18 protein-coding genes are annotated in these 22,111 nt (G+C 58.9%); 9 read left to right on the plus strand and 9 right to left on the minus strand.

Translation table 11 applies throughout. The features are described from left to right. Positions 1-8 precede the first annotated feature (8 nt). Together F8N44_RS04415 and F8N44_RS04420 are read right to left on the minus strand one after the other, a co-directional pair. Positions 9-350 (minus strand): nuclear transport factor 2 family protein, encoded by a 342-nt coding sequence (locus F8N44_RS04415; RefSeq protein ID WP_150649469.1) that lies wholly within the window; start codon positions 348-350, stop codon positions 9-11. Between the two features lie 51 nt (positions 351-401). Next, complete coding sequence (locus tag F8N44_RS04420; protein WP_150649470.1) at positions 402-1,118, minus strand: helix-turn-helix transcriptional regulator; 717 nt, start codon at positions 1,116-1,118, stop codon at positions 402-404. Positions 1,119-1,319: 201 nt separating this feature from the next. On the opposite strand from F8N44_RS04420, the gene F8N44_RS04425 reads away from it, so the two are divergent. Continuing rightward, positions 1,320-2,372 (plus strand): aldo/keto reductase, encoded by a 1,053-nt coding sequence (locus F8N44_RS04425; RefSeq protein ID WP_127927911.1) that lies wholly within the window; start codon positions 1,320-1,322, stop codon positions 2,370-2,372. A 110-nt stretch (positions 2,373-2,482) separates the two neighbouring features. On the opposite strand, the gene speB is transcribed toward F8N44_RS04425, so the two are convergent. Both speB and F8N44_RS04440 read right to left on the minus strand, forming a co-directional pair. Then, positions 2,483-3,442 carry an agmatinase gene (gene speB / locus F8N44_RS04435; RefSeq protein WP_150649472.1) on the minus strand — a complete coding sequence of 320 codons (960 nt, stop codon included), beginning with the start codon at positions 3,440-3,442 and terminating at the stop codon, positions 2,483-2,485. A gap of 16 nt (positions 3,443-3,458) precedes the next feature. After that, positions 3,459-4,550 carry a polyamine ABC transporter substrate-binding protein gene (locus F8N44_RS04440; RefSeq protein ID WP_150649473.1) on the minus strand — a complete coding sequence of 364 codons (1,092 nt, stop codon included), beginning with the start codon at positions 4,548-4,550 and terminating at the stop codon, positions 3,459-3,461. 99 nt (positions 4,551-4,649) lie between these two features. On the opposite strand from F8N44_RS04440, the gene F8N44_RS04445 reads away from it, so the two are divergent. The 4 genes from F8N44_RS04445 to F8N44_RS04460 all read left to right on the plus strand — a co-directional run bounded on the left by F8N44_RS04445 (position 4,650) and on the right by F8N44_RS04460 (position 8,377). Next, positions 4,650-5,549: a LysR family transcriptional regulator gene (locus tag F8N44_RS04445; protein WP_150649474.1), complete on the plus strand. Its 900-nt coding sequence runs from the start codon at positions 4,650-4,652 to the stop codon at positions 5,547-5,549. 216 nt (positions 5,550-5,765) lie between these two features. Next, positions 5,766-7,232, plus strand: coding sequence for a nucleobase:cation symporter-2 family protein (locus tag F8N44_RS04450; RefSeq protein WP_150649475.1), 1,467 nt, complete (start codon positions 5,766-5,768; stop codon positions 7,230-7,232). A 66-nt stretch (positions 7,233-7,298) separates the two neighbouring features. Then, positions 7,299-7,772, plus strand: a complete 474-nt coding sequence (locus tag F8N44_RS04455; protein WP_122844083.1) for an LEA type 2 family protein — start codon at positions 7,299-7,301, stop codon at positions 7,770-7,772. 53 nt (positions 7,773-7,825) lie between these two features. Then, positions 7,826-8,377 carry a GNAT family N-acetyltransferase gene (locus F8N44_RS04460; protein WP_150649476.1) on the plus strand — a complete coding sequence of 184 codons (552 nt, stop codon included), beginning with the start codon at positions 7,826-7,828 and terminating at the stop codon, positions 8,375-8,377. A gap of 127 nt (positions 8,378-8,504) precedes the next feature. Here the strand turns inward: F8N44_RS04460 and F8N44_RS04465 are convergent, their stop codons facing one another. Beyond that, a complete protein-coding gene (locus F8N44_RS04465) occupies positions 8,505-9,428 on the minus strand; it encodes a carbon-nitrogen hydrolase family protein (protein ID WP_150649477.1) in 924 nt (307 codons plus the stop codon). Between the two features lie 84 nt (positions 9,429-9,512). On the opposite strand from F8N44_RS04465, the gene F8N44_RS04470 reads away from it, so the two are divergent. Further along, the gene (locus tag F8N44_RS04470) at positions 9,513-10,421 is read left to right on the plus strand and encodes a LysR family transcriptional regulator (RefSeq protein ID WP_150649478.1); all 909 of its coding nucleotides are present in this window, start codon (positions 9,513-9,515) and stop codon (positions 10,419-10,421) included. A 4-nt stretch (positions 10,422-10,425) separates the two neighbouring features. Here F8N44_RS04470 and F8N44_RS04475 read toward each other — a convergent pair whose 3' ends face one another. Further along, complete coding sequence (locus F8N44_RS04475; RefSeq protein WP_007917411.1) at positions 10,426-10,680, minus strand: hypothetical protein; 255 nt, start codon at positions 10,678-10,680, stop codon at positions 10,426-10,428. A 154-nt stretch (positions 10,681-10,834) separates the two neighbouring features. Between F8N44_RS04475 and F8N44_RS04480 the strand changes: the two genes are divergently transcribed. Next, a complete protein-coding gene (locus tag F8N44_RS04480) occupies positions 10,835-11,152 on the plus strand; it encodes a DUF883 family protein (protein ID WP_150649479.1) in 318 nt (105 codons plus the stop codon). A gap of 174 nt (positions 11,153-11,326) precedes the next feature. On the opposite strand, the gene F8N44_RS04485 is transcribed toward F8N44_RS04480, so the two are convergent. After that, positions 11,327-12,385 carry an Ldh family oxidoreductase gene (locus tag F8N44_RS04485; RefSeq protein ID WP_150649480.1) on the minus strand — a complete coding sequence of 353 codons (1,059 nt, stop codon included), beginning with the start codon at positions 12,383-12,385 and terminating at the stop codon, positions 11,327-11,329. Between the two features lie 234 nt (positions 12,386-12,619). On the opposite strand from F8N44_RS04485, the gene F8N44_RS04490 reads away from it, so the two are divergent. Then, a complete protein-coding gene (locus F8N44_RS04490) occupies positions 12,620-17,494 on the plus strand; it encodes a dermonecrotic toxin domain-containing protein (RefSeq protein ID WP_150649481.1) in 4,875 nt (1,624 codons plus the stop codon). A gap of 60 nt (positions 17,495-17,554) precedes the next feature. Here the strand turns inward: F8N44_RS04490 and F8N44_RS04495 are convergent, their stop codons facing one another. Next, complete coding sequence (locus F8N44_RS04495) at positions 17,555-17,824, minus strand: PepSY domain-containing protein (RefSeq protein ID WP_150649482.1); 270 nt, start codon at positions 17,822-17,824, stop codon at positions 17,555-17,557. A 153-nt stretch (positions 17,825-17,977) separates the two neighbouring features. Here F8N44_RS04495 and F8N44_RS04500 point away from each other — a divergent pair, with 153 nt between their 5' ends. Continuing rightward, positions 17,978-18,991 (plus strand): FecR family protein, encoded by a 1,014-nt coding sequence (locus F8N44_RS04500; RefSeq protein ID WP_150649483.1) that lies wholly within the window; start codon positions 17,978-17,980, stop codon positions 18,989-18,991. A 56-nt stretch (positions 18,992-19,047) separates the two neighbouring features. Here the strand turns inward: F8N44_RS04500 and F8N44_RS04505 are convergent, their stop codons facing one another. Then, positions 19,048-21,393: an acylase gene (locus F8N44_RS04505; protein ID WP_150649484.1), complete on the minus strand. Its 2,346-nt coding sequence runs from the start codon at positions 21,391-21,393 to the stop codon at positions 19,048-19,050. Between the last annotated feature and the right edge of the window lie 718 nt (positions 21,394-22,111).

Consider the following 22,111-nt stretch of genomic DNA (forward strand, 5'->3'; position numbering starts at 1 on the left):
CACGATGCTTACAGGGAAATATCCAGGCGGGCGATTTTGCCCTGCTCGTTCAACCGGAACGTGTAGCGCAGCTGCGCCGGGCTGCCGGGGAATGTCCCGGAAATCAGCCCGTGCACCAGCACTTTGCCGGTGCGCTGCTGGACGTCGAGCACTTCGACCCGTGGCTGATAGCGTTGCCCGGTGTCTTGCATCCATTGCGCGATGGCGTGCGGGCCGACCTGATGCTGGCCTTCATCGAACACGTTGGCATCCTCGGCAAAAAAACTGGCGACCCGCGAGGTGTCGCGTGCGTTGGCCGCATCGATATACGCAACGATGGCCGGGGCCAGTGTAGAGGCGGGATGAGACATGATTGCAGCTCCTTTTGTGTGGTTCTGCCGTCATCGTAAAGCAGCGCTGCGTCAGTTTTTGTCAGGAGTGAATCGCCCGCTTTCATCCAGTTGCATCTGCTCGCGCCAGGTGCGCAACAAGTCGCTGCGGCGCCCCGGATAACCGTCACCCTGACGGCTGGCGGCGCTGATCCGGTCAGTGCGAAATGTACGGTAGGCGCCGCGCAATTCGCACCACGCAACGATGATCCGCACCTCATTGAGAAAGCCCAGCGCCAAGGGCCACATCAATCGCTGACTGGGCACCTGTTGCGCGTCGGCGTAATCGATGTGCAGTTTGGCCTGGTCGCGGATGGCATGGCGCAACACGTTCAACGGCACAGCGTTTTGCGGAAAGCCATAGCCCGGCGGCCCCGGCATCACTGTGGGATTACGCAGCGCTTCCTGGGCCAGCGGATCGAGCACGGCGGCAATTTTCGCCAGCGCATCCGCCGCCGCTTTGCCGAGGACTTCGTCACCACGCTGATCGACGTAGCGCAAACCGAGGACGATGGCTTCGGTCTCTTCGGCGTTGAGCATCAGCGGCGGCAGAAACAGGCCGCTGCGCAGCACATAACCGATCCCCGCCTCGCCATGGATCGGCGCGCCGAGGGCAGTCAGTTCAGCAATATCGCGATAGAGCGTACGCTCGGACACTTCCAGCTCGGTGGCGAGGATTGCCGCCGTCACCGGGCGTTTCTTGCCGCGCAGCACTTGCAGCAAAGTCAAAAGACGAGTGGTACGCGACACGATGGCCAAGCTCAGCAGGGAAAGTGCCCGCAGCTTAGCAGAGGCGCGTGTCAGAAAATGGCAGGAGCGTGGCGACGCTGATGAGCTGGTTTTACCGTTGAGCGGCAAGCGTCTTGACAGTGAATATTATCGACATCATATTGGCCAAATATTTCGAACGTAATTTTTACAACTGATAAATTTCCACGCGAGGGCGTTGCCATGCACTACAAGGTTTTCGGTCGCAAAACCGGTCTGCGTGTTTCTGAACTGGCGCTGGGCGCCGGCAATTTCGGCACCGGTTGGGGTCACGGCGCCGAACGTGACGAAGCCAAGCGGATCTTTGATGGCTTCCTTGATGCCGGCGGCAATTTCATTGATACCGCCAATGGTTATCAGGGCGGACAGTCGGAATCGATGCTCAGCGAGTTCATCGCCCCGGAGCGCGATCGCCTGGTGATCGCCACCAAATACAGCATGGGCACGACCCCGGCCGACGGCATTTCCCACACCGGCAACAGTCGGAAAAACATGGTTCGCGCGGTAGAAGAAAGCCTTAAACGCTTGAACACCGATCACATTGATCTGTTCTGGGCGCACGTGACCGATGGCGTGACGCCGATGGAAGAAATTCTCCGCGGTTTTGATGATCTGGTGCGCGCGGGCAAAATCCACTATGCCGGTTTGTCGAACTTCCCGGCGTGGCGCGTTTCCCGCGCTGACGTGTTGGCGGAGCTGCGCGGCTTTGCGCCGATAGTCGCGATTCAGGTCGAATACAGCCTCGCCGAACGCAGCGCCGAGCGCGAGTTGCTGCCAATGGCCGAAGCACTTGGGCTGGCGGCAACCCTGTGGTCACCCTTGGCGGGTGGGTTCCTCACGGGCAAATATCGCGGCGGCGATGACAATAACCGTGCGAGCAAACTCGGCATGCTGGTGCACGCGGAAAAAAGCGCCCGCGAAACCGCCCTGCTCGATACATTGCTGGCGGTGGCTGCAGAAATCGGCGTCAGCCCGACCCACGTCGCCATCGCCTGGTTACGCGAAAAAGCCCGCCGTTCGACGACTGCGCTGATCCCGATCCTCGGCTCGCGCACCCGCGAACAACTGGACGCCACCCTTGGCGCACTCGACGTGCAACTGAGCGAACAACACATGGCGCGGCTTGAAGACAGCAGTGCCGTGCCGGCGGGTGTACCGCACGAGACGATTACCAGTGCCGCGCCTCGCTTTACCGGTCCGCAAACGTTGGACCTGCCGATCATCCCGGTAGCCTGACCCGGATTTGGGAGCTTGCTTGCGAAAGCGGCGGGTCAGTCGACAAAGAGGCTGGCTGAGCTGACGCCTTCGCGAGCAGGCTCGCTCCCACAGGGGGACGCCGTGTTGCGTCAAATATCGACTTTGTGGCGGGCGGCGTAGAGGCAGAGCATTTCCATCGCCAATGTCGCGGCAGCCAAGGACGTGACGTCGGCATGATCGTAAGCCGGGGCGACTTCCACCACGTCCATCCCGACCAGATTGATCCCGCGCAAACCACCGAGAATTTCCAGCGCTTGTACGGTGCTCAAACCGCCGCACACAGGTGTTCCGGTTCCGGGTGCAAACGCCGGATCCAGGCAATCGATGTCGAACGTCAGATACACCGGGTTATCGCCCACCCGCGCGCGAATCGCTTCGACAATCGCCTCACAGCCCCGCCGATGGACCTGCCGGGCATCCAGCACCTGGAAACCCATGTGCTCGTCATTGGTGGTGCGCAAACCGATCTGCACCGAGCGCGCCGGATCAACCAACCCTTCGCGAGCGGCGTGCCAGAACATCGTGCCATGGTCGACCCGCTTGCCCTCCTCGTCCGGCCAGGTGTCGCTGTGCGCATCGAAGTGGATCAGCGACAGCGTGCCGTGCTTGCGTGCATGCGCCTTCAGCAACGGGTAGCTGATGAAATGATCACCGCCAAACGTCAGCATCGCGCTGCCAGCGTTGAGAATCTGCTCGGCGTGGGCTTCGATGCTCTCCGGGATGCTGTGGGGTGAGCCGTAATCGAAGTCGCAGTCGCCGTAATCGATAACCGCCAAATGATCGAACGGGTCAAACGTCCACGGCCAGTGGCGTTCCCAGGCGATCCCGGTGGAAGCCGCACGAATCCCCCGTGGCCCGAAACGAGCGCCGGGGCGGTTGCTGGTAGCGGTGTCGAACGGCACGCCGCTGACCGCGACATCGACGCCGCGCAAGTCACGGCTGTAGCGCCGGCGCATGAAACTGGTGATACCGGCGTAGGTGCTTTCGGCGGCGGTGCCATAAAGGCTGTCACGGGTCATGGCCTGGTCGTTTTGCGTTGGCACATCCATCGTTGTGCTCCTGTTGTTATTGATGGCTACGGAAAGTGGTCCACAAGCGCGTGCGCTGACGCATGTCCTTGAGGCTCATGCTGCGGTCGGCGTAGAGCCGCGCATGCACGTCGCTCGGCGGATAGATGTCGGGGTCGTTGCGTACGGATTCGTCCACCAGCGGCGTGGCGGCCTGGTTGGCGGTGGCAAAAAACAGCGTGTTGGTCAGCTCGGCCACCGAGTCCGGCCGCAGCATGAATTCGATGAACGCCCGCGCGGCCTCCGGGTGCGGCGCGTCTTTGGGGATGGCCAGATTGTCCTGCCACACCAGCGTGCCTTCCTTGGGAATGCGGTATGCCACTTCGAACGCTTTATTGGCTTTGCGCGCCTGATCAGCGGCCATGCTCGCGTCGCCGTTGTAGGTCAGCGCGAGGCACACGTTGCCGCTGGCCAGATCATTGATCTGCCGGCCGGTGGCGACGTAGAGCATCGACGGCTGGAGTTTTTGCAACAACGCTTCGGCGGCCGCCAGATCATTCTTGTCGGTGCTGTAGGGATCTTTACCCAAGTAATGCAGGGCCAAACCAATGACCTCCTGCGGCGAATCAGGGATCGCGATGCCGCAGTCCTTGAGCTTGCTGGCGTTCTGCGGTTTAAACAGCAGATCGAGGCTGTTCAGCGGCACATCAGGCAGACGCTGCTTCACCGCCTCGACATTCATGCCCAGCCCCAACGTGCCCCAGGTGTAAGGCACGCCATAGCGATTACCAGGGTCGACCGCGGCCATTTTTTCCAGCAAATCCGGATCAAGATTGGCGTAACCCTTGAGACCCGCATGAGGGATTTCTTTCAAGGCGCCGGCGGCTAGTCCTCGGGCCAGAACGCTGGACGAAGGCACCACCACGTCATAACCGCTGCCGCCGGTGAGCAATTTGGTCTCCAGCACCTCGGAAGTATCGAAGGTGTCGTAACGCACATGGATACCGGTTTCCTGCTCGAACCGTTGCAGGGTTGGCGGCGGCACGTAGTCGGCCCAGCTGTAGAGATTGAGGGTCTTTTCCTCGGCCTGAGCCTGAACAGCCGCGGACAACAGCAGCGCGGGGAAACACAGCTTGAACACGGGAGCCATGACGAACACCTGACCGGAGGAAGTGGTTGCAGGATGCGCCGTCGGATACATTAGAAAAATAGCCGAATAATTATCCTGACTTTATCCCGGAGTAATGTGATGTTGGGTCAACTGCACGACGTCGATTTGCAGCTGTTGCGCCTGTTTGTACGGGTGGTCGAGTGCGGTGGTTTCAGTGCGGCCCAGGGTGATCTGGGCCTGAGCCAGTCGAGCATCAGCCAGCAAATGGCCAAACTGGAAACCCGCCTCGGCTACCGTTTGTGCAGCCGGGGCAAGGGCGGTTTCAGTGTCACGCCCAAGGGTGAGCAGTTGCTGATCGCGGTGCGCACGTTGTTTGAATCGATCGAAACCTTCCGCCATCAATCCAACGGCGTCGCTGGACGCTTGATCGGAGAAGTGCGTCTGGGGATTTCCGAGTCGGTCGATCAATCGGTGTTGCAACGGGTAGCAGCAGCGATCCGGCGTTTTCGCGAACGCGATGAGTCGGTGCGCATCGAACTGATCAGTGCCATGCCCGGTGAAATGGAACGGCTGCTGTTGCAACAGCGACTGGATCTGGCCATCGGCTATTTCTCGCAAGTGCAAAGTGCCTTCGACTATCGGCAGTTGTTCAGCGAAACCCAGCATTTGTACTGTGCCACCGGCCATCCATTGTTTAACGACGAGACGCCCAGCGATGCCGCGTTGCAGGCCTGCGACCGGGTCGATCACCCCTATCGTTTTTTGCGCAGAGACGAGCCTTTTCAGGGCAAGGTCTGCTCGGCGCGGTCGGAACAGGTCGAAGGTACGCTGACGTTTATTCTCTCCGGCAAACATGTCGGCTATTTGCCGGATCACTATGCGCGGAGCTGGCAGGAAAAGGGGTTGCTGCGGCCCGTGCGTGAAGGCGAATTGAGTTTTGATGTGGCGTTTCATCTGGCCCGGCATCGGGCGCAGGTGCCGGGGGATGCGCAAAAAGCTTTTGAAGAGGATTTACTGGCCGCATTCAATCTCGTGTAGGAGCTGCCGCAGGCTCGGGCCGCGATCGGACGATCTTTTGATCTTAAAAGATCGCAGCCTCGTTTCACTCGACAGCTCCTGCACGGGCGTTTGCCGATAGCGACCAATAAAACCTGACCTTTCAGGCAGTTATTGCTCGTTGCCCTCGCCGCCCTCTTCCGGCATCCTGCGCCTCCATTTTCTGACCCGGCCCCGCCTCGCGGCGCGCAAAACACCATGACCGCCTCTGAAAAAGCCCCGCGCAACAACGACCTGATTTACGGTCTCAACGACCGCCCGCACCTGACTGCCACCGTGTTTGCCGCGCTGCAACACGTGCTGGCCAGCTTCGTCGGCATCATCACCCCGACCCTGATCATGGGCGGCGCCCTCGGTCTGCAAAGTGAAATCCCCTACCTGATCAGCATGGCGCTGTTCGTCTCCGGCCTCGGTACTTTCGTCCAGGCCAAGCGCTTCGGCCCGGTCGGATCGGGATTGTTGTGCCTGCAAGGCACCAGTTTTTCCTTTATCAGCGTGATTCTCAGCGCCGGGTTCATGGTCAAGGCGCGCGGTGGCGGCACTGATGAAATCCTCTCGACGATCTTCGGCGTGTGCTTTTTCGCCGCCTTCATTGAGGTGGTGCTGAGCCAGTTCATCGGCAAACTGCGCATGCTGATCACCCCAGTGGTCACCGGCACCATCATCACGCTGATGGGCCTGTCGCTGATCAAAGTGGCGATGACCGACATTGCCGGCGGCTTCGGCGCGCCTGATCTGGGCGCCGCCAGCCATGTGTTTCTGGCAGCGCTGGTGATCGGCACTATCGTCGTGCTGAACCGCGTCGACGTACCGTTCTTGCGCCTGGGCGCGATCGTCATCGGCCTGACCCTTGGCTATGTGGTGGCGTGGCTGATGGGCACCGTGGATTTCGCCTCGATGCCCGAAGTGCCGCTGGTCAGCGTGCCGGTGCCGTTCAAGTACGGTTTCGACTTCGACTGGGTAGCGTTCGTGCCGGTCGCGGTGATTTTCCTGGTCTCGCCACTGGAAGCTGCGGGCGATCTGACCGCCAACTCGATGATCTCGCGGCAACCGGTCAAAGGCCCGCTGTACATCCGCCGAATCAAATCCGGCCTGCTCGCCGACGGCCTCAACTCGGCCATGGCGGCGGTGTTCAACAGCATGCCGATGGTGACCTTCGCGCAGAACAACGGCGTGATTCAACTCACCGGTGTGGCCAGCCGCTATGTCGCCTTCTTCATCGCCGGTTTGCTGGTGCTGCTGGGGTTGTTCCCGATGATCGGCGCGGTGCTGCAGTTGATGCCGAAACCGGTACTCGGCGGCGCTGAACTGGTGATGTTCGGCACCGTCGCGGTGGCCGGGATCAAGATCCTCGCCGAAGCCGGTCTGCATCGGCGCAACATGCTGATCGTGGCGATTTCGCTGGGTATGGGCCTGGGCATCGCCGCTGTGCCGGAAGTATTGCGCGAACTGCCGCAAGCGCTGCGCAACATCTTCGAATCGCCGATCACCGTCGGTGCGTTGTGCGCTATCGTGCTGAACATCTTCCTGCCGGAAGAATTCATTGAACTGGAAGAAGACGATTTCGACCCGGAAGCCTCGATTCTTCAGGTCATGGAAAATCCGGACATGCCGGCCAAAGGTGAACCTGCCCCAGCGGCGGCTGTCGCACAGTTGAACCGCTAACGTCTGGCCTTTGATAGAAAGGGCTGAGCCGGTGACGGTTCAGCCCTTTTTTGTTGAGAGACCGTTATGCGCCGCCTCCACGCCGTCATTCTGTCACTGCTTCTGCTATCCCTCAGCGCTTGTGCGCTGTTCCCCAACCGAGACCCGGTGAACATCAACGTGGTCGGCCTCGAACCGTTGCCGAGCCAGGATCTGGAAGTGCGCTTCGCCATCAAGATTCGCGTGCAAAACCCTAATGAAACGGCCATCGACTACAACGGCATCGCTTTGGATCTTGAGGTCAATGGCCATTCACTGGCCTCGGGTGTCAGCGATCAGAGCGGTTCAATCCCAAGGTTTTCCGAGGCCATTGTCAGCGTGCCGGTCAGCATCTCGGCATTCTCGGTGCTGCGCCAGACCTTGGGCCTGAGCCAGACGCAAACCCTCGACAACCTGCCTTACGTGCTGCGCGGCAAACTCGCCGGCGGACTGTTCGGCACCATGCGCTTTGTCGACAGCGGCAAGCTCAGCCTGCCCAAGGCCACCGCCGCCACCTGGTAAAAATGCGCTAACCTGCTTCGTTCATTAAAAACATTCAGGGAGGCTGCAGGTTTATGGAAGACATACCGACGCTGTACACCGAACGACTGATCCTGCGCCCATTGCAACTGGCCGATGCCGAAGCCGTACAGCGCGAATTTCCGCATTGGGACGTGGTGCGTTATCTGAACGCGGCCGTGCCATGGCCGTATCCGGATGACGCTGCCCTCGCCTATCTGCGCGACATTGCCTTGCCGGCGGTCGCGGCGGGCAAGGAATGGCCCTGGACGATTCGCCTGAAATCGGCACCGGAACTGTTGATTGGCAAGATCAGCCTGATGGATCAGGCGGACAACCACCGCGGCTTCTGGCTGGCGCCGGCGTGGCAAGGTCAGGGTTTGATGACGGAAGCCTGCGCGGTGGTGACCGATTACTGGTTCAACGTACTTCAGCGCCCAGTGATGCGCGTGCCGAAAGCGGCGCCGAACATTGGCTCGCGCAAGCTCTCGGAGCGCGCGGGGATGCGCTTGATCCGAACCGATGAAGGCGATTTCGTCGGTGGGCGTTTCCCTCGGGAGCTGTGGGAAATCACCCGGGAAGAATGGCTGGAACAATGCAATAACTGAATCGAGTGACTACCCCCTGTGGGAGCGAGCTTGCTCGCGAAAGCGGAGTATCAGTCAACGAAAATGTTGAATGTTATGACGCATTCGCGAGCAAGCTCGCTCCCACAGGTTATCTATAAGACTGGGATTATGTGTTGAATCGCACCCCGGCCTTGGCGCGTTCATCCACAGACAGCTCAAACACATCCGGCCGCGCATAGTGCCCGACCACATCGTAGTCATATCGCGCGCGCACCAGTTCATCGGTGTCGATTTCAGCCGTCAGCAGCCCCGCCTCGCCGCGCAACGGCCCCGCCAGCACATCGCCCATCGGCCCGACAATCACGCTGCCGCCGGCAATCAGCGGACGCTCCGCCGGCCAATTGGCGATTTCAACGCCCAACGCCTGAGGCGAAGCCTGCACCTGACACGCACTGACCACAAAGCAGCGGCCTTCATGGGCGATGTGGCGCATGCTGACTTGCCACATCTCGCGCTCATCGACGGTCGGTGCGCACCAGACTTCAATACCTTTGGCATACATCGCCGTGCGCAGCAGCGGCATCATGTTTTCCCAGCACACCACCGCGCCAAGCTTGCCGACCTGCGTGTCGAACACCGGCAACGTCGAGCCATCACCCTTGCCCCAGATCAGCCGTTCGGTGCCGGTGGGCATCAGTTTGCGGTGTTTGCCGATAAGCCCTGCCTGCGGATCGAAATACAGCGCCGTGCAATACAACGTGCTGCCAGCACGTTCAATCACACCGATTACCAGATTGGCCCCGGTTCGCGCCGACATTGCCGCCAGCGCTTCCGTTTCAGCGCCCGGTACATCGATCGCGTTGGCGAAGTATCGGGCATAGGCTTCGCGCCCTTCTGGCAAGCGATAACCCAGTTGCGTACCGAAACCCTCGCCTTTCGGATAACCGCCCAGCAGTGCTTCCGGCATCACCACCAGCGCCGCGCCGGATTCGATGATCGCGCCTTGCCAACTCAGAATCTGTTCCAGGGTGGCGTTTTTGCCTTCGGGCAAGGCGCCGATTTGCAGCGCAGCAACAATTGATTTGGCCATCGCGATAACTCCGTCAGGTTCAGTGGTTGCCGATTCTGCGGCGCCACGCGATCATGAATAAAGCCCCGTTCGCTGCTGAATGATATGAACCAAATGAATATCGCCACGGTCGACCTCAATCTGCTGAAAGTCTTTGAAGCCCTGCATGAAGAATCCAGCGCCAGCCGTGCAGCGCTGCGTCTGGGCGTCACGCAATCGGCGGTCAGTGCGGCGCTGCGCCGGTTACGCGAGTTGTACGGCGATCAGTTGTTCGTGCGCACCGGTCGCGGACTGGCACCGACGCTCAAAGCCAATCAACTGAAACCGGTGGTCAGCGAAGCGCTGAACAAGTGCCGGCAAAGCCTGGCGATGGTCGACCCGGCGGCCAATCAATACGACGGTCGCTCGGTAACCGTAGGGCTGTCCGATGACTTCGAAATTGCCTACGGTCGCCGCCTGATCGAGGAAATTGCCCGCAACGCACCGAAACTTCGACTGATTTTTCGCCAGACCCACAGCCAGATTGTCGCCAGCGCCCTGATGGAGCGCAGCATCGACCTGGCGATCACCGCCGGTGGTTTTGCCGAACGCTTGCTCAGCCGTCAGGTGTTGGGCGAAGGTGGCTATGCGTGTCTGGTCGATCCGGCGAGCCTGGCGCCCGGCCAGCAGCAGATCGATCTTGAGGAGTTCGTCGCCCGCGAGCACATTCTGGTGTCGTCCGGCGGTTTTATCGGGATTACCGATGAAGGTCTGGCGGCGCTGGGCTTGAGCCGACGGGTGTGCGCCTCGACCACCCATTTCGCCGCGCTGCCTTACCTGCTCAAAGGCAGTCGGGCGGTGGCGACGATTCCGGCGCATGCCGCCGAGAGCATCGCGGCGCTCAGCGGCCTGGCGCTGCTGCCCTGCCCGCTGAAATTGCCGCGTTATCCGATCGAACTGGGCTGGCGCACCAGCGCGCAGATCGATCCGGTGGTGGTCAAGGTTCGCGAGGTGATTGCCGCGACCTTCACCTGAGGCATTATTTGTTGGCGGCCATCAGTCGATTGACTTCACTGCGCACCATGTTGGCGAACTCCGGCGGCGACATGCCGTCCAGTTCGGCGCGGACCCACTCGGCCCACTTGCCCTTGCGCTTGCCACGCTCGCCGAACAAACGCGCGGCTTCGCCTTTGGCCTTGCCGAGGTTGTTTTGCCAGAGTTCGAACAGACGGGACTTCTCGTCCTCCAGTGCGGCGCGCTCTGCGAGTGATTTGTCGGCCAGATTGAAACTCATCGGGAATTATCCTGCTGCATAAAATGGCGACATCTTACACGCTCGACGGAAATCTCCCGCGCAGGTTTTTCTTTCTGGCCTAAATTCAGTGCAACTTTTTGCTCAGCCCCACACTCCATTGATCACTGTCCATTCAATTGCAAGGAGTCACCCAATGGCCCGCAAAACCGCCGTGCAAGCCGCCGAAGATCAAATCAAGGATCAGGCCTTCAGCGAACTTCAGGCTCTGATCGAAGAGTCGGACAAACTGCTCAAGAGCAGCGCCTCACTCGTCGGCGAAGAAGCGGAAACGCTACGTGGACAGATCGCCCTGAAACTGCAGCAGGCGCTGGATTCGGTCTCGAGCGTGCGTGATCGCACCCAACCGGCAGTTGAAGCCACCGAAAGCTACATCGGCGGTCATCCGTGGCAGACCGTGGCGATCTCCGCTGGATTCGGTCTGGTGGTCGGCTTGTTGCTCGGCCGTCGCTGAAGTCAAACGCATACTAAAAAGGCGAACCCACTGGGTTCGCCTTTTTTATGCCTGCATGTTTTTGCCAGTTTTGAACCAGTTTTGGCGCTTTCAAAACCTGAGCTCCGCTCGATCTTTCACGTCGGCGCATATCCCCCATTCACCCCGGTCAGTCCCTCTCCCTCGGGGAGAGGGCTAGGGTGAGGGGCTCTTGATCTCCCCCGCCAACTCACGCAACTGCGCCAATGTCTGCGCATCCAGCACAACACCCTCAGCCAACGATTTACTGCGCTGCCAATGCCGACGATCCCCCGGCAAACGCTTGAGTCCGACGCCGTGCATCTGCCGCACCAATTCCCCACTGCGCTCGGCAAAACCCTGCCCGGCGGCTTTGCTCGGATCGATGACAATCAATAACTGCCCGGTCCACGGCGTTTTCGCCCCGGGATGATTGGCCCAATCGAACTCAAAGGAAAAATTGCCTCCCGTCAGCGCCGCGGCCAGCAACTCGACCATCATCGACAGCGCCGAACCTTTATGCCCGCCGAACGGAAGCAACGCCCCGCCCTCGAGAATCGCCTTGGGGTCCTGAGTTGGCTGGCCAAGGCTGTCCACGCCCATTCCGGCCGGCAGCCGTTCGCCTTTGCGGGCGGCAATCTGCACGTCGCCATGGGCAATCGCGCTGGTGGCCAGATCGAAGACGATCGGTGCGGCGCCGGCCCGTGGCGCGGCGAAGGCAATCGGGTTGGTGCCGAACAGCGGCCGGTCAGCGCCATGGGGCACCACGCAGGTCATGCTGTTGACCACGCTGAGCGCCACCAGACCTTCATCAGCGAAAGGCTCGACATCCGGCCACAGTGCGGCGAAGTGATGAGAGTTGCGGATTGCCAGCACGGCGATCCCGGCGTTCCGCGCCTTTTCCACCAGCAGCGGCCGAGCGGCGGCCAATGCCGGTTGAGCAAAACCGTTATCGGCATCGACACGGACAAACCCCGAGGCAACATCTTCGACTTGCGGCACGGCGTGCCCGTTGACCCAGCCGCTGGCCAGGGTCGAGACATAGCCAGGAATGCGGAAAACACCGTGGCTGTGGGCACCATCGCGCTCGGCGCCGGCGCAATTGGCGGCCAGCACTTGCGCGACTTCGGCGGAGGTGCCGTGGCGCAGAAAAATCGTTTCAAGCAATTGCGTCAGCGCTTCGAGAGACAACGAGGACGAGACAGCAGAGGACACCTGATCGTGTGGCGCAGACATCTGAAGCTCCAGAATGATTATTGGAGGGAACAACAGCGTATGGACGACTTGCTCACCGATTAACCATGGCTCAGCTGCCGGCTGTCAACCTTTCGATTACTCGGCCATGACTGGCACCGCTGTCCTGGCACATTTCAACTCGGTGCGTGCGGTAACTATTTACCGCCAGTGCGCCCAGTCGCGTCTCTATTCTTGCGCTCCCCGGCCCCAATGCCTCCGCTCCGAGTCTCGATGATGTCTACGCCCCTTGCTCCACTCCTGTTTCCGGATGTTCTCAAAGCCCCCGGCCAGCACGCTGACCTGGCTACTGCACATGGTCTCAACAGCAAAGATTTCAGCTGGCTTGCGCATGTGGAACTCGCCACTCACACGTTGCGCAGTGAACAAACCCCGCCGATGTTGGCCGAGCGCATTCTGCTTAACGCCGACAGGCAATTGGCGGTGCCGCTGGCCGGGAGTTTTATGCTCGGCGCCGGGCCGGATGATGGCGGTGTGTTCCTCTACACCCCCTATGACGGCCTGAAGAAATACAGCGATCGGCAAGCGCTACTCGAAGCGGTGCAGACGCGCCTCGACAACGCTGACGAACAGGATGATCTATTGGCGTTCCTCAGCGTCTCGCTACGCAAGGAACTGGTGGAAAAACGCGATATCAGTCTGACCCTGGAAACGATCCAGGGAGACGTGTTTGAGGATCAAAAAGCGGCGATCCACACGTCACAGGATTTGTCCACGCGCGACCTGCTGGACGAGCTCAAACGCCTGCCTTCGCTCACCACCCTGCTGGAAAAGATTCTCGACGAACTGCTCGAACCTCACTTCGCGGGTCTGCAACAGTCACGCACCCGCGTCAGTTTTTTCGCCGACACGGCGCCCCTCTCCGGGGGTGTACGGCAGTGGGTCGATTCGCTGTCGCTGAGTGAGGCACTGCTGCTGCACTTCCGCCGCCAGGGCTGGCCGCATGGTCAGACAGCTGAATTTTCCCATCCCGCTCGCGCAAGCCGGGATGCTGACCAGATCGCGTGGGCGAAAGCGATCAAGACCGCGTCGGGAAAACTGACCATGCTGTTGTTTCGACAGCTAGAGGTCTACTGGAATGCCGCCTCATTCGAGGGGTCGCCCAGACGCGCATTCTTCAGCCAGACACTGCAGGATCAGGTGCGTGCGGATTTGATGATCAAGCGCGAAACGGAAATCCTCGCTGCCGCTGAGTTCGATGCATTGCACTGTTTGATTCGGGAACCGAATGCCGCTTTCCAGCGACCCACCTTCGAAACCGTGTGCTTGCGCGAGGAGAGCACCTATGTCGAGTTGGCCGGCTCGCTGATGATCAACCATGACAAGGCTTATCTTTACACTCCCACTCAAGGCTTTCAGGTCCTCACCAACTACGCCGATCTGAAACAGACTTTGACCGCCAAACTCAATGCCGCCGGACATGAGGACGAGCTATACGGCCTCATGAGTCTGGAGGAACGCAATCGCTATCTTGGTTTCGCCAACGCCCAGGTGTCCGGTGAAAACATCGGCGGCGAGATCATAACGACGCTGTTTGAGGCAATCCTCACCAAACAACGCCAGAACGTTGAATACGCCTTGCAGCTCTTTCGCCAAAGCGAACGCACAACTGACATCCATGCGCTTTTCGACAAAGCGCTGGATGTCCGCGCAATGCTTCACGAGCGCCTGCTCAGGCTTGACGTCAACGAACGCTGGAGCACCCGCCCGTTGTTTTCCAGCGCACCGCCCTCGTCACTCGTGCAGGCCGACAAGGCCGGGCAATTGACAACAAAGCTGGAACGCACCCTGGAGAATCTCACCAGCCACTTCAAAGACCAGCCGATCACGAGCGGCGCTGAACAACGCGACTTTCTCGAAGGTATTCGATGGAAACTGGCACAGGCTTTCGAGGACGGACTGCGCGGTGAGGCACAAATGAGAAACCTCAGCGCTTCCTGGCTGACGGCGGAGCGAAAAATAGTCGAAACCGTGTTCGACGCAAAACACGCAACACGCATGGATCGCCAGTCCCTTAACGGCTTCCGGCCGGATGCATGGTCGCTCACCCTCACCCGCGCCGGCCAAAGTGAGGTGATGTCGCTTGCCCACTGCGTACTCCTGACCGAACGCGGAGGCATGGATGTCGAGCATTCCGGGCGTGCCATCCTGTGGACCCCAGCCATGGGCCTGGAATCGTTCGATGACATCGCCATTGCGCAAAAGCAAGTGCAACGACGCCTCGACGACAATAACCAGAATCAGACGCTGCTGGAAAACCTGCCGCCGAAGCAACGCCAACTCGATCAGCAATACACCCTGGGTACCTTCCAACTGATTGAAGGCCATGTGTTGAACGATCGCATGCAATCGGCCATTGAACATTTCCTCGACCATTGCGAGCTATTACGCGTTTGCATCAAGGACAAGGACACACTCGCAAACTTCCTGGTCCAGATGAAAAACACCGTCATCGATACCAACTTGCGCCGAACCATTGAACTCGCGCGGACCATTGTCCGTCGGCTCGATTACCCAGACTGGTTACGCATGGCCCCGGTCACCGAACAACGCACGCAACTCGCGCTGCTGGATGAACTGCGGCGCAGCTTCATCGATGGCAAGGATTTTCTCGAGGGCGTCCCTGCGTTAGCTACCCATGTCGAGGAGACGCTGAAGACACTGCTCGACGCCAGATTCCCGAACAATGGACTCAAGCCACAGGATATCCAGGTCACGCCGAATCTGACGCTGGCCGGCCCTGCCTGCAATCTTCTCGATTTTGCCTTGCATCACTACAACATCGTGCAGGGCACCGGTTTCAAGGTTGCCTCGAACACAGCCACCGCGTTACCGAAGAACCTCAATCAGTCTGCCGTGCAGCAACTGCTGCAATCTCTCGATATCACCACTACCTACACGCAGAAAGTGACCGAAGCGCTGTCAGCGGACAGTGACTCGGCACGCACCAGCAAAGAACGTTTTCTACGTCAGTTGCCTTGGCAGTTGATGCAGCACGCGCACTCGTTGAAGTTGCAGCAACAGTTGTCGGAAAGTGGCTATGACTACATTTGCCAGGTTCTGGACATGCCGGACGGGGTGGCGCGTGCCACGGTCAAGGACGCTCACGCCATTGCTTGCCCGCTATCATTGATCAAGACCGAAGGCGCTGACTATGCCGATGCCCTCGGACTCTACGTCATCGGACCGGGCGCGGGAAAAACAGGACCGCGGGTGCTCTACGCGCCGTATTCCAGATACGTTTTTCGCGAATTCGAAAATGAAGCGCAGTTGATCGATGCTTTGAATACGCCCGGGCATTTTCAGGATTTGATCATCCGACGCTTGCCCGCCGGGCAACAGGTAATCTTCAAGAATCTGTTGAAGACCACGATCGGCAAACCTACTGAAATCAAGCTGCAAAGCACTGCCATTAACGGCAATCTGCTGGAGCGATTGCACAAGGACACGCTCAGCCTGTTGCCGCAGTTGCTCAGTTGCCAGCCGCAGCTCAATGCGCAATCCGACTGGGAAGCGGCGAAGTTTCTATTCAGCCACGGCGTCCGTCTGGTCCCCCATCTGTTGTCGGGGAAACTCGCCTCTTTGTTTTTTCTCTGGAAGAGCTACAGCGATTTCAAAGAATCCGCTGAAGATCTGCAGGAGCACCATTGGGCGAACGCCCTGAAAAGCTTCATCGCAGGAGGCATCTCCCTGTTCAGCCTGGGCCGTTTATCCTGGGAAACAGAGGTGGAGGAGAAAACAGCCGAATTTGCCTCTGAAGCGCAGGCGCCTGGATCGACGGCTGCCGAAAGCGGCGGGGCCACAACGATAAAAGCCGCCGCTCGCTGGGCAAAAGTCGCACCCGTTACGGCCTCTCGCATTAATCTGCAACGCTTTGAAACCACCACCGCTCTCGAGAAGCTGAAGCTTGAGGACAATAAACTTGTTTATGGGGATTCATTGACGGCACAAAAATACGCGGCGATTGCCGGCAAGGTCTATCCGGTGATCCAGTCTGAAAAAACCTGGTATTTGCGTATAAAAGACGGGGGCCAAGGGCCGGCGCTTGAACAGAAGAACTCAAGACTTGTGGTTGCCGGCGCCGACACGTCGGCTCGTCGTTGCCGGTCAAAGCAACGCAACCGCGTGCAAACCAAGGTCGAGCGCAGCCGCTCAATAATGATGTATATCCAGGCCAAAGGAATGGCCCAAATCAATCAGCGCTATCCCGCCAGAGCCTTCGTGATACAGCAAGCTGTCGGTAGGGCGAGAGACTATGCGCTGAATTGCCTGCACAACTTCGTCATCCATCGCGACAACCTGGGTGGCACTCGAGTTGAAACGGTACTCAGAAATTTTTTCGAAGTATCGCAAATCACACCCGGGCTACTCAGAAAAATCGAACAGGTGGTCCTGCCCCTTTGCCGCGAGTTGACTGATCCAAAAGATGACTTGCTCTATACAGAACGCTTTTTCGCGGGCCTGAACGCGCGGTATGGCGACGACACGGTTGCATTTGTATTCAAGGAAGACAGGCGAAAGGTTGTCCATTTCACCGAACTCTTTTTTAATCCGGGGCTACATGCCTACACCGCTTTTCTGCCGCCCAGGTTCAATGTTGACTCTCATGCTCGCGCGGTCACGCTGATCCATGAACTTTCGCATTTAGTCTGCGACAGCGAAGATTTCGCCTCCGTAGAGGCAATGGGGCCATATCCCCAACTTATCGATACATCAACCGCGAACGGGTTACTTCTCAAAGCTGATATTGAGCGTCTGCGCAAGTCCTTGTCCCGTTCTACCCCACTTTCGCAGCTATTCGCGGAGAAGAGCAAGAATGGGGTGTGGGTGGATCTGGATCAGTTGCCGGAGCGCGCTAATGAATACAAAAAAATTCTCAGCCTGACAAAAACCAAAAACCTTGCAGATGCACGTAAAGCCTTTCGCAGTGCGGTCTCTGATCAAGCACGCGTTGAAGTGATGATGGCCAACGCCGACTCGATCGCGTTGCTCATCAGCGAAATGGGCCGAGAGCTGGACCCGCTTCCGGCCCCCATACCTTTACCGGCGCCAACTACAAGCCAGACAGGATCCTTATCGGCTTTGCCTTGACGACTGGAAAAAATACGCCGGCTAGAAGCCGGCGCATTTCACAAGCCGCATTCGGGTTGGTTAATCCTTCTGATCACGCAACACATTGCCTGAAGCGCCGTCGATGCGGAACTCGTAGACAACACCGTCAGCTTTGCGCCCTTCGCCTTTCCAATAGCCATCGTTGTCGGCTTCGATCTCATAGACCTCAACGTAACCGGCCTTGGTCTTCACGATCTCGATGGCTTTTTCGATGGTGACCCAGCCTGCGCCCGGACGGTCGGCCAGCGCTGCGCCTGCGCTCAGCAAGCCGGCAGTGGCAATTAGTGCTGCGATTGTGTTTTTGATCATTTTTTCACTCCATTTATGGATAGTAGTCATTTGCATCCTGCTTTTTTTGGTGCCGGAGCGAAAAATAAGTTCCACTTTGATGGGTAATTGCCATGACGGATGTTCTCGGTAACTTCCCGACAAGGTTAGAATGTGCGAAATCAGGACGAGTCAATGACCCAAGACACTCTCTCGGAAGCCGAATACGATGCGATCACCGATGCCGCCGCGCATTGGTGCATGCGTGTGCACGCCGCCGACTGCACGGATGAAGAACGTCGCGCATTCAAGCAATGGCACGACGCCCATCCGCTGCACGCGTTCGAATATGAAGCCATGCTGGAAATCTGGAATGTAGCCGAACATTTGCCACGCCCGGAATTGGCCACCGCCCTCCCGGCGCAGGGCCCAGTGCCGCAGCCTTCGCGCTCCTGGCGCCAGTTTGCTGTAGCGGCAGGCGTGTGTGCGCTTGCACTGCCATTGGCAGCCTACACCGGCTGGAACCTGGGCTGGCTGCCCGACAGCTATGAGCATTTTTCTGCCACCGATAATGTCCGACAGGTGACGTTGAGCGATGGCAGCCAGCTTGAACTGAACCTCAACACCGATCTGACCTTCAGCAACTACAAGGACGAACGCCGCGTCACCCTGAAAAAAGGCGAGGCGTTCTTTACGGTCAGCCACGACATGTCCCACCCGTTTGTCGTCCGCGCAGGCGAAGGCAAAATTCGCGTCACGGGTACGCGCTTCAATGTCTGGATGTATCAGGATCAAGTGCGCGTGAACCTGATCGAAGGTTCGGTGCTGGTCACCAGCGATCGCTCATTGCCGGGCGATGGCCTGCGCCTCGGTCCATCGATGCAGGCGCGCTACAGACACGGCGACTACATACCGCAGATCAGCCAGACCTACTCCGGTGACACGTCACTGGCCTGGCGCAACGGCAAACTGGTGCTGGACAACCTGGCGTTGAGCGAAGCCCTGCCACTGATCAATCGCTATCTGAACAATCCTTTGGAGCTGGCCGACAACAATACCGGTTCGATTCGTGTCGGTGGCATCTACAACATCAAAGAGCTGAACAACCTGGCCAACAGCCTGCCCAAGGTACTGCCGGTCTACCTGAGCCGTAACAAGGAAGGTAACCCGGTGATCAACTCGATACCGCAACAACCGCCAAAAAGCTGAAGGCCGCACCCTTTGCAGGATGCGGCCTTCAGGCTTGATGCCATTAATGCTCGGGCTTACTGAGCGGCGACTTTCCCCGCCTTGTCCAACGCCTCGCGTACAGTCTGCACCTGGTATTGCGGGTCAGCCTGAATCTGCTGCTCGGTAAACGGCAGCACACTCCACTGCTTCTTCGAGAACGCCTCGGTCTGATCCCGCGAGTACTTCGACGCCGGATCGCTCGACAGCGAGAACGCCAACAACCCTTGGGCGTGCGGGCCCTTCTCATCGAAGGTCACGACTTGCAGGTAGCTGGTGCCGCTGACCACTTCAAGTTTGCCGTCTTCACGCGGCACGCTCTGAATGGCGTTGTAAATTCCCAGCGTACCCGGGCCGCCGTGAATCGGCGTCTGTTTCCCGCCACTGCTGACCACCTGGATGTCACCCCAGCGGGTTTGCGGCTTCAACCCCATTTTCTGACTCAACTCGACCGACGCCAGCATGGCTTCACGCAGCGCCTTGGCCACCGCTGGCTGCTCGACCGCCAAGCCACGTGGCGTGTGTTGCGCATCTTCAGGATCGAACGCCACGCGCCAGACGTCCGGCGAAGCCTGCAGCGCCTGCATGATGGTCTGGAAATGCACCAGGCCCAAGCCTGAATCCAGATTGGCGCGACCATCCCATGCCTTGAGGCTGACGCAAACCGGCTTAAGCGCCTGCGCGTCGGTGCCAAGGTCAGAGGCACAGAACTTCAGCAGATCCGGGACCACCTGAGTCGCCAGATACACCTGATCGTCCATCACCATTTGTTGCAGATCTTTCACCGCCAGCGGACCTTTCTTGCTCAGCGTGCTCAAACGATCCAGCGCAAACCGCGAGCGCAAGCCCAGTGGCTGGCCGTCCTGACTGATCAACGGCGAGAAACCGGTGAGCGGTTGCGCCGGGTTGGCCAGCCACGCCGAATCGTTGGAGTGCTGGACGAAGTCCTTGCGCAGCAGTTGCGGTAATTGGCTCGAAGCATAAATGCCTTTCTGCGCAGCTTGTGGGTCGATGTCCCAAGCGCAGGCACTGTTGGAGCCGTCCAGCACGATCATTTTTGTGCCAATACGCGGATCACTGCACTTGGCGAGTTTCTCGGCGCTGACGTTCGGCACTACTGAAAGGTTCATATACAGCGTCTGGCCTTTGTCATCGACGGCCAGGGTGTTGACCCACGGAATACCCTGAATCTTGTGCACCGAATCCTGCAGCTCCTGAAGCGTGGACGCCTGATTCATCGCGTACCACTGATTCAGCACCCGATCATTGTCGAGGTTGGCATCGCGCAGGCTGTAAGCGAACTGATTATCCCAGTCGAGCTTGCCCGGCCATTGCACAATCGGCCCGAACTGCGAACTGTAGATATCCCGCGAAACCGGCACCACTTGCCCATCAGCTTGCTTCACCTGCACGGTGACGGTCTGCTTGTTCAACGGCAGAGATTTGCCATCGAGCAGATAGCGTGTGGAATCCTTCGGGTCGAGTTGCAGCCGATACAGGGTGAAATGCTTCGACGAATCGACCGTGTGCGTCCAGGCCAGATGCTGATTGAAGCCGATATTGATCATCGGCAGCCCCGGCAACGCGGCCCCCATGACATCGAGCTTGCCGGGAATGGTCAGGTGCATCTGATAGAAGCGCATACCGCCAACCCAAGGAAAATGCGGGTTGGCGAGCAACATCCCGCGCCCGTTGAACGAGCGCTCACTGCCCACCGCTACGGCGTTGCTGCCTCGATCCAGAGCAAAGCGCTGCTGACGCGCATCGGCCAACTGATAAGCCTGCACGTTGTGTTCGATCCCGGCTGTCGCTTGCGGCGGCGTGGCGCCGGCCAAAGCCTCGGCAAACTGCCCGACGCCGCCCTCGACCAACAGACGGCGGGTCAGCTTCACCAGATCTTCCGGTGCAATCTCACGCACCCATTCACCCTGACACTGTTGCGGCAAACCTTGCTGGCGACGCTCGGCCAGATATCGGTTGTAACCGGCGGTATAACCTTCAACCAGATCACGCACCTGCGCAGGTTGCGCCTGCCAGAAAGCCTTCACCGCTTCAGGCGTATTGAGCCAGGTAAAGAACACATCGCTGACCCGGTTTTCGCGCTGCTCGACGGTGAACTGATCCGGGCCGAAGTAGCGGGAACGCTGGCCATTGACCGTCACGATCTCATTGGCCAACAGGCACAGATTGTCCTGCGCATAGGCATAGCCAATACCAAACCCGAGCCCGCGCTCGTCCTGCGCGCGGATATGCGGCACGCCAAAAGCAGTACGGCGAATATCGGCGCTGACATCCGTGGCCGGGCTGAACGCATGGGCCGAACAACTCAGCCCAAAAACCACGCCGGCCAAGGTCAGTCCGGTTAACTGTCTGGAAATAATCACGCTCGCTCCTGATCGACATGCCAAAGAGCGGATCCGGCGCTGACGCGAACCCGCCCTGGAAACACCCACGCGTCCACGCGCAATGAGCCTGTCGAAGAAACGAAGTCAAAGGAAAAAATTTAGACTCCACGCAATCCCCCGAACGCAAAATCAAAAGCCCCTCACCCTAGCCCTCTCCCAGAGGGAGAGGGAACTGACCGAGCTGATTGCCAGAGTTATGCCGACCTGAAATACCGAGTTGAACTCAATACTGAACCAGATCAAAAGCCCCTCACCCTAGCCCTCTCCCAGAGGGAGAGGGAACTGATCGAGGTGATTGCCAGAGTTACGCCGACCTGAAACACCGAGTTGAACTCAATACTGAACCAGATCAAAAGCCCCTCACCCTAGCCCTCTCCCGCAGGTAGAGGGAACTGACCGAGGTGATTGCCAGAGTTACGCCGACCTGAAACACCGAGTTGAACTCAATACTGAACCAGATCAAAAGCCCCTCACCCTAGCCCTCTCCCGGAGGTAGAGGGAACTGACCGAGGTGATTGCCAGAGTTTCGCCGACCTGAAATACCGAATTGAACTCAATACTGAACCAGATCAAAAGCCCCTCACCCTAGCCCTCTCCCGGAGGTAGAGGGAACTGACCGAGGTGATTGCCAGAGTTTCGCCGACCTGAAATACCGAGTTGAACTCAATACTGAACCAGATCAAAAGCCGAACACCCT

This window comes from Pseudomonas fluorescens, from assembly GCF_902497745.1.
Classification (GTDB): domain Bacteria; phylum Pseudomonadota; class Gammaproteobacteria; order Pseudomonadales; family Pseudomonadaceae; genus Aquipseudomonas; species Aquipseudomonas fluorescens_BM.

Excerpts from the sequence above, each read along its gene's own strand:
- F8N44_RS04495 (WP_150649482.1), bottom strand. The coding sequence starts at position 17,824 with ATGATCAAAAACACAATCGCAGCACTAATTGCCACTGCCGGCTTGCTG.
- F8N44_RS04415 (WP_150649469.1), bottom strand. The coding sequence starts at position 350 with ATGTCTCATCCCGCCTCTACACTGGCCCCGGCCATCGTTGCGTATATC.
- F8N44_RS04460 (WP_150649476.1), top strand. The coding sequence starts at position 7,826 with ATGGAAGACATACCGACGCTGTACACCGAACGACTGATCCTGCGCCCA.
- F8N44_RS04480 (WP_150649479.1), top strand. The coding sequence starts at position 10,835 with ATGGCCCGCAAAACCGCCGTGCAAGCCGCCGAAGATCAAATCAAGGAT.
- F8N44_RS04470 (WP_150649478.1), top strand. The coding sequence starts at position 9,513 with ATGAACCAAATGAATATCGCCACGGTCGACCTCAATCTGCTGAAAGTC.
- F8N44_RS04445 (WP_150649474.1), top strand. The coding sequence starts at position 4,650 with ATGTTGGGTCAACTGCACGACGTCGATTTGCAGCTGTTGCGCCTGTTT.
- F8N44_RS04500 (WP_150649483.1), top strand. The coding sequence starts at position 17,978 with ATGACCCAAGACACTCTCTCGGAAGCCGAATACGATGCGATCACCGAT.
- F8N44_RS04490 (WP_150649481.1), top strand. The coding sequence starts at position 12,620 with ATGTCTACGCCCCTTGCTCCACTCCTGTTTCCGGATGTTCTCAAAGCC.
- F8N44_RS04455 (WP_122844083.1), top strand. The coding sequence starts at position 7,299 with ATGCGCCGCCTCCACGCCGTCATTCTGTCACTGCTTCTGCTATCCCTC.
- speB (WP_150649472.1), bottom strand. The coding sequence starts at position 3,442 with ATGGATGTGCCAACGCAAAACGACCAGGCCATGACCCGTGACAGCCTT.
- F8N44_RS04475 (WP_007917411.1), bottom strand. The coding sequence starts at position 10,680 with ATGAGTTTCAATCTGGCCGACAAATCACTCGCAGAGCGCGCCGCACTG.
- F8N44_RS04465 (WP_150649477.1), bottom strand. The coding sequence starts at position 9,428 with ATGGCCAAATCAATTGTTGCTGCGCTGCAAATCGGCGCCTTGCCCGAA.
- F8N44_RS04425 (WP_127927911.1), top strand. The coding sequence starts at position 1,320 with ATGCACTACAAGGTTTTCGGTCGCAAAACCGGTCTGCGTGTTTCTGAA.
- F8N44_RS04485 (WP_150649480.1), bottom strand. The coding sequence starts at position 12,385 with ATGTCTGCGCCACACGATCAGGTGTCCTCTGCTGTCTCGTCCTCGTTG.
- F8N44_RS04440 (WP_150649473.1), bottom strand. The coding sequence starts at position 4,550 with ATGGCTCCCGTGTTCAAGCTGTGTTTCCCCGCGCTGCTGTTGTCCGCG.
- F8N44_RS04450 (WP_150649475.1), top strand. The coding sequence starts at position 5,766 with ATGACCGCCTCTGAAAAAGCCCCGCGCAACAACGACCTGATTTACGGT.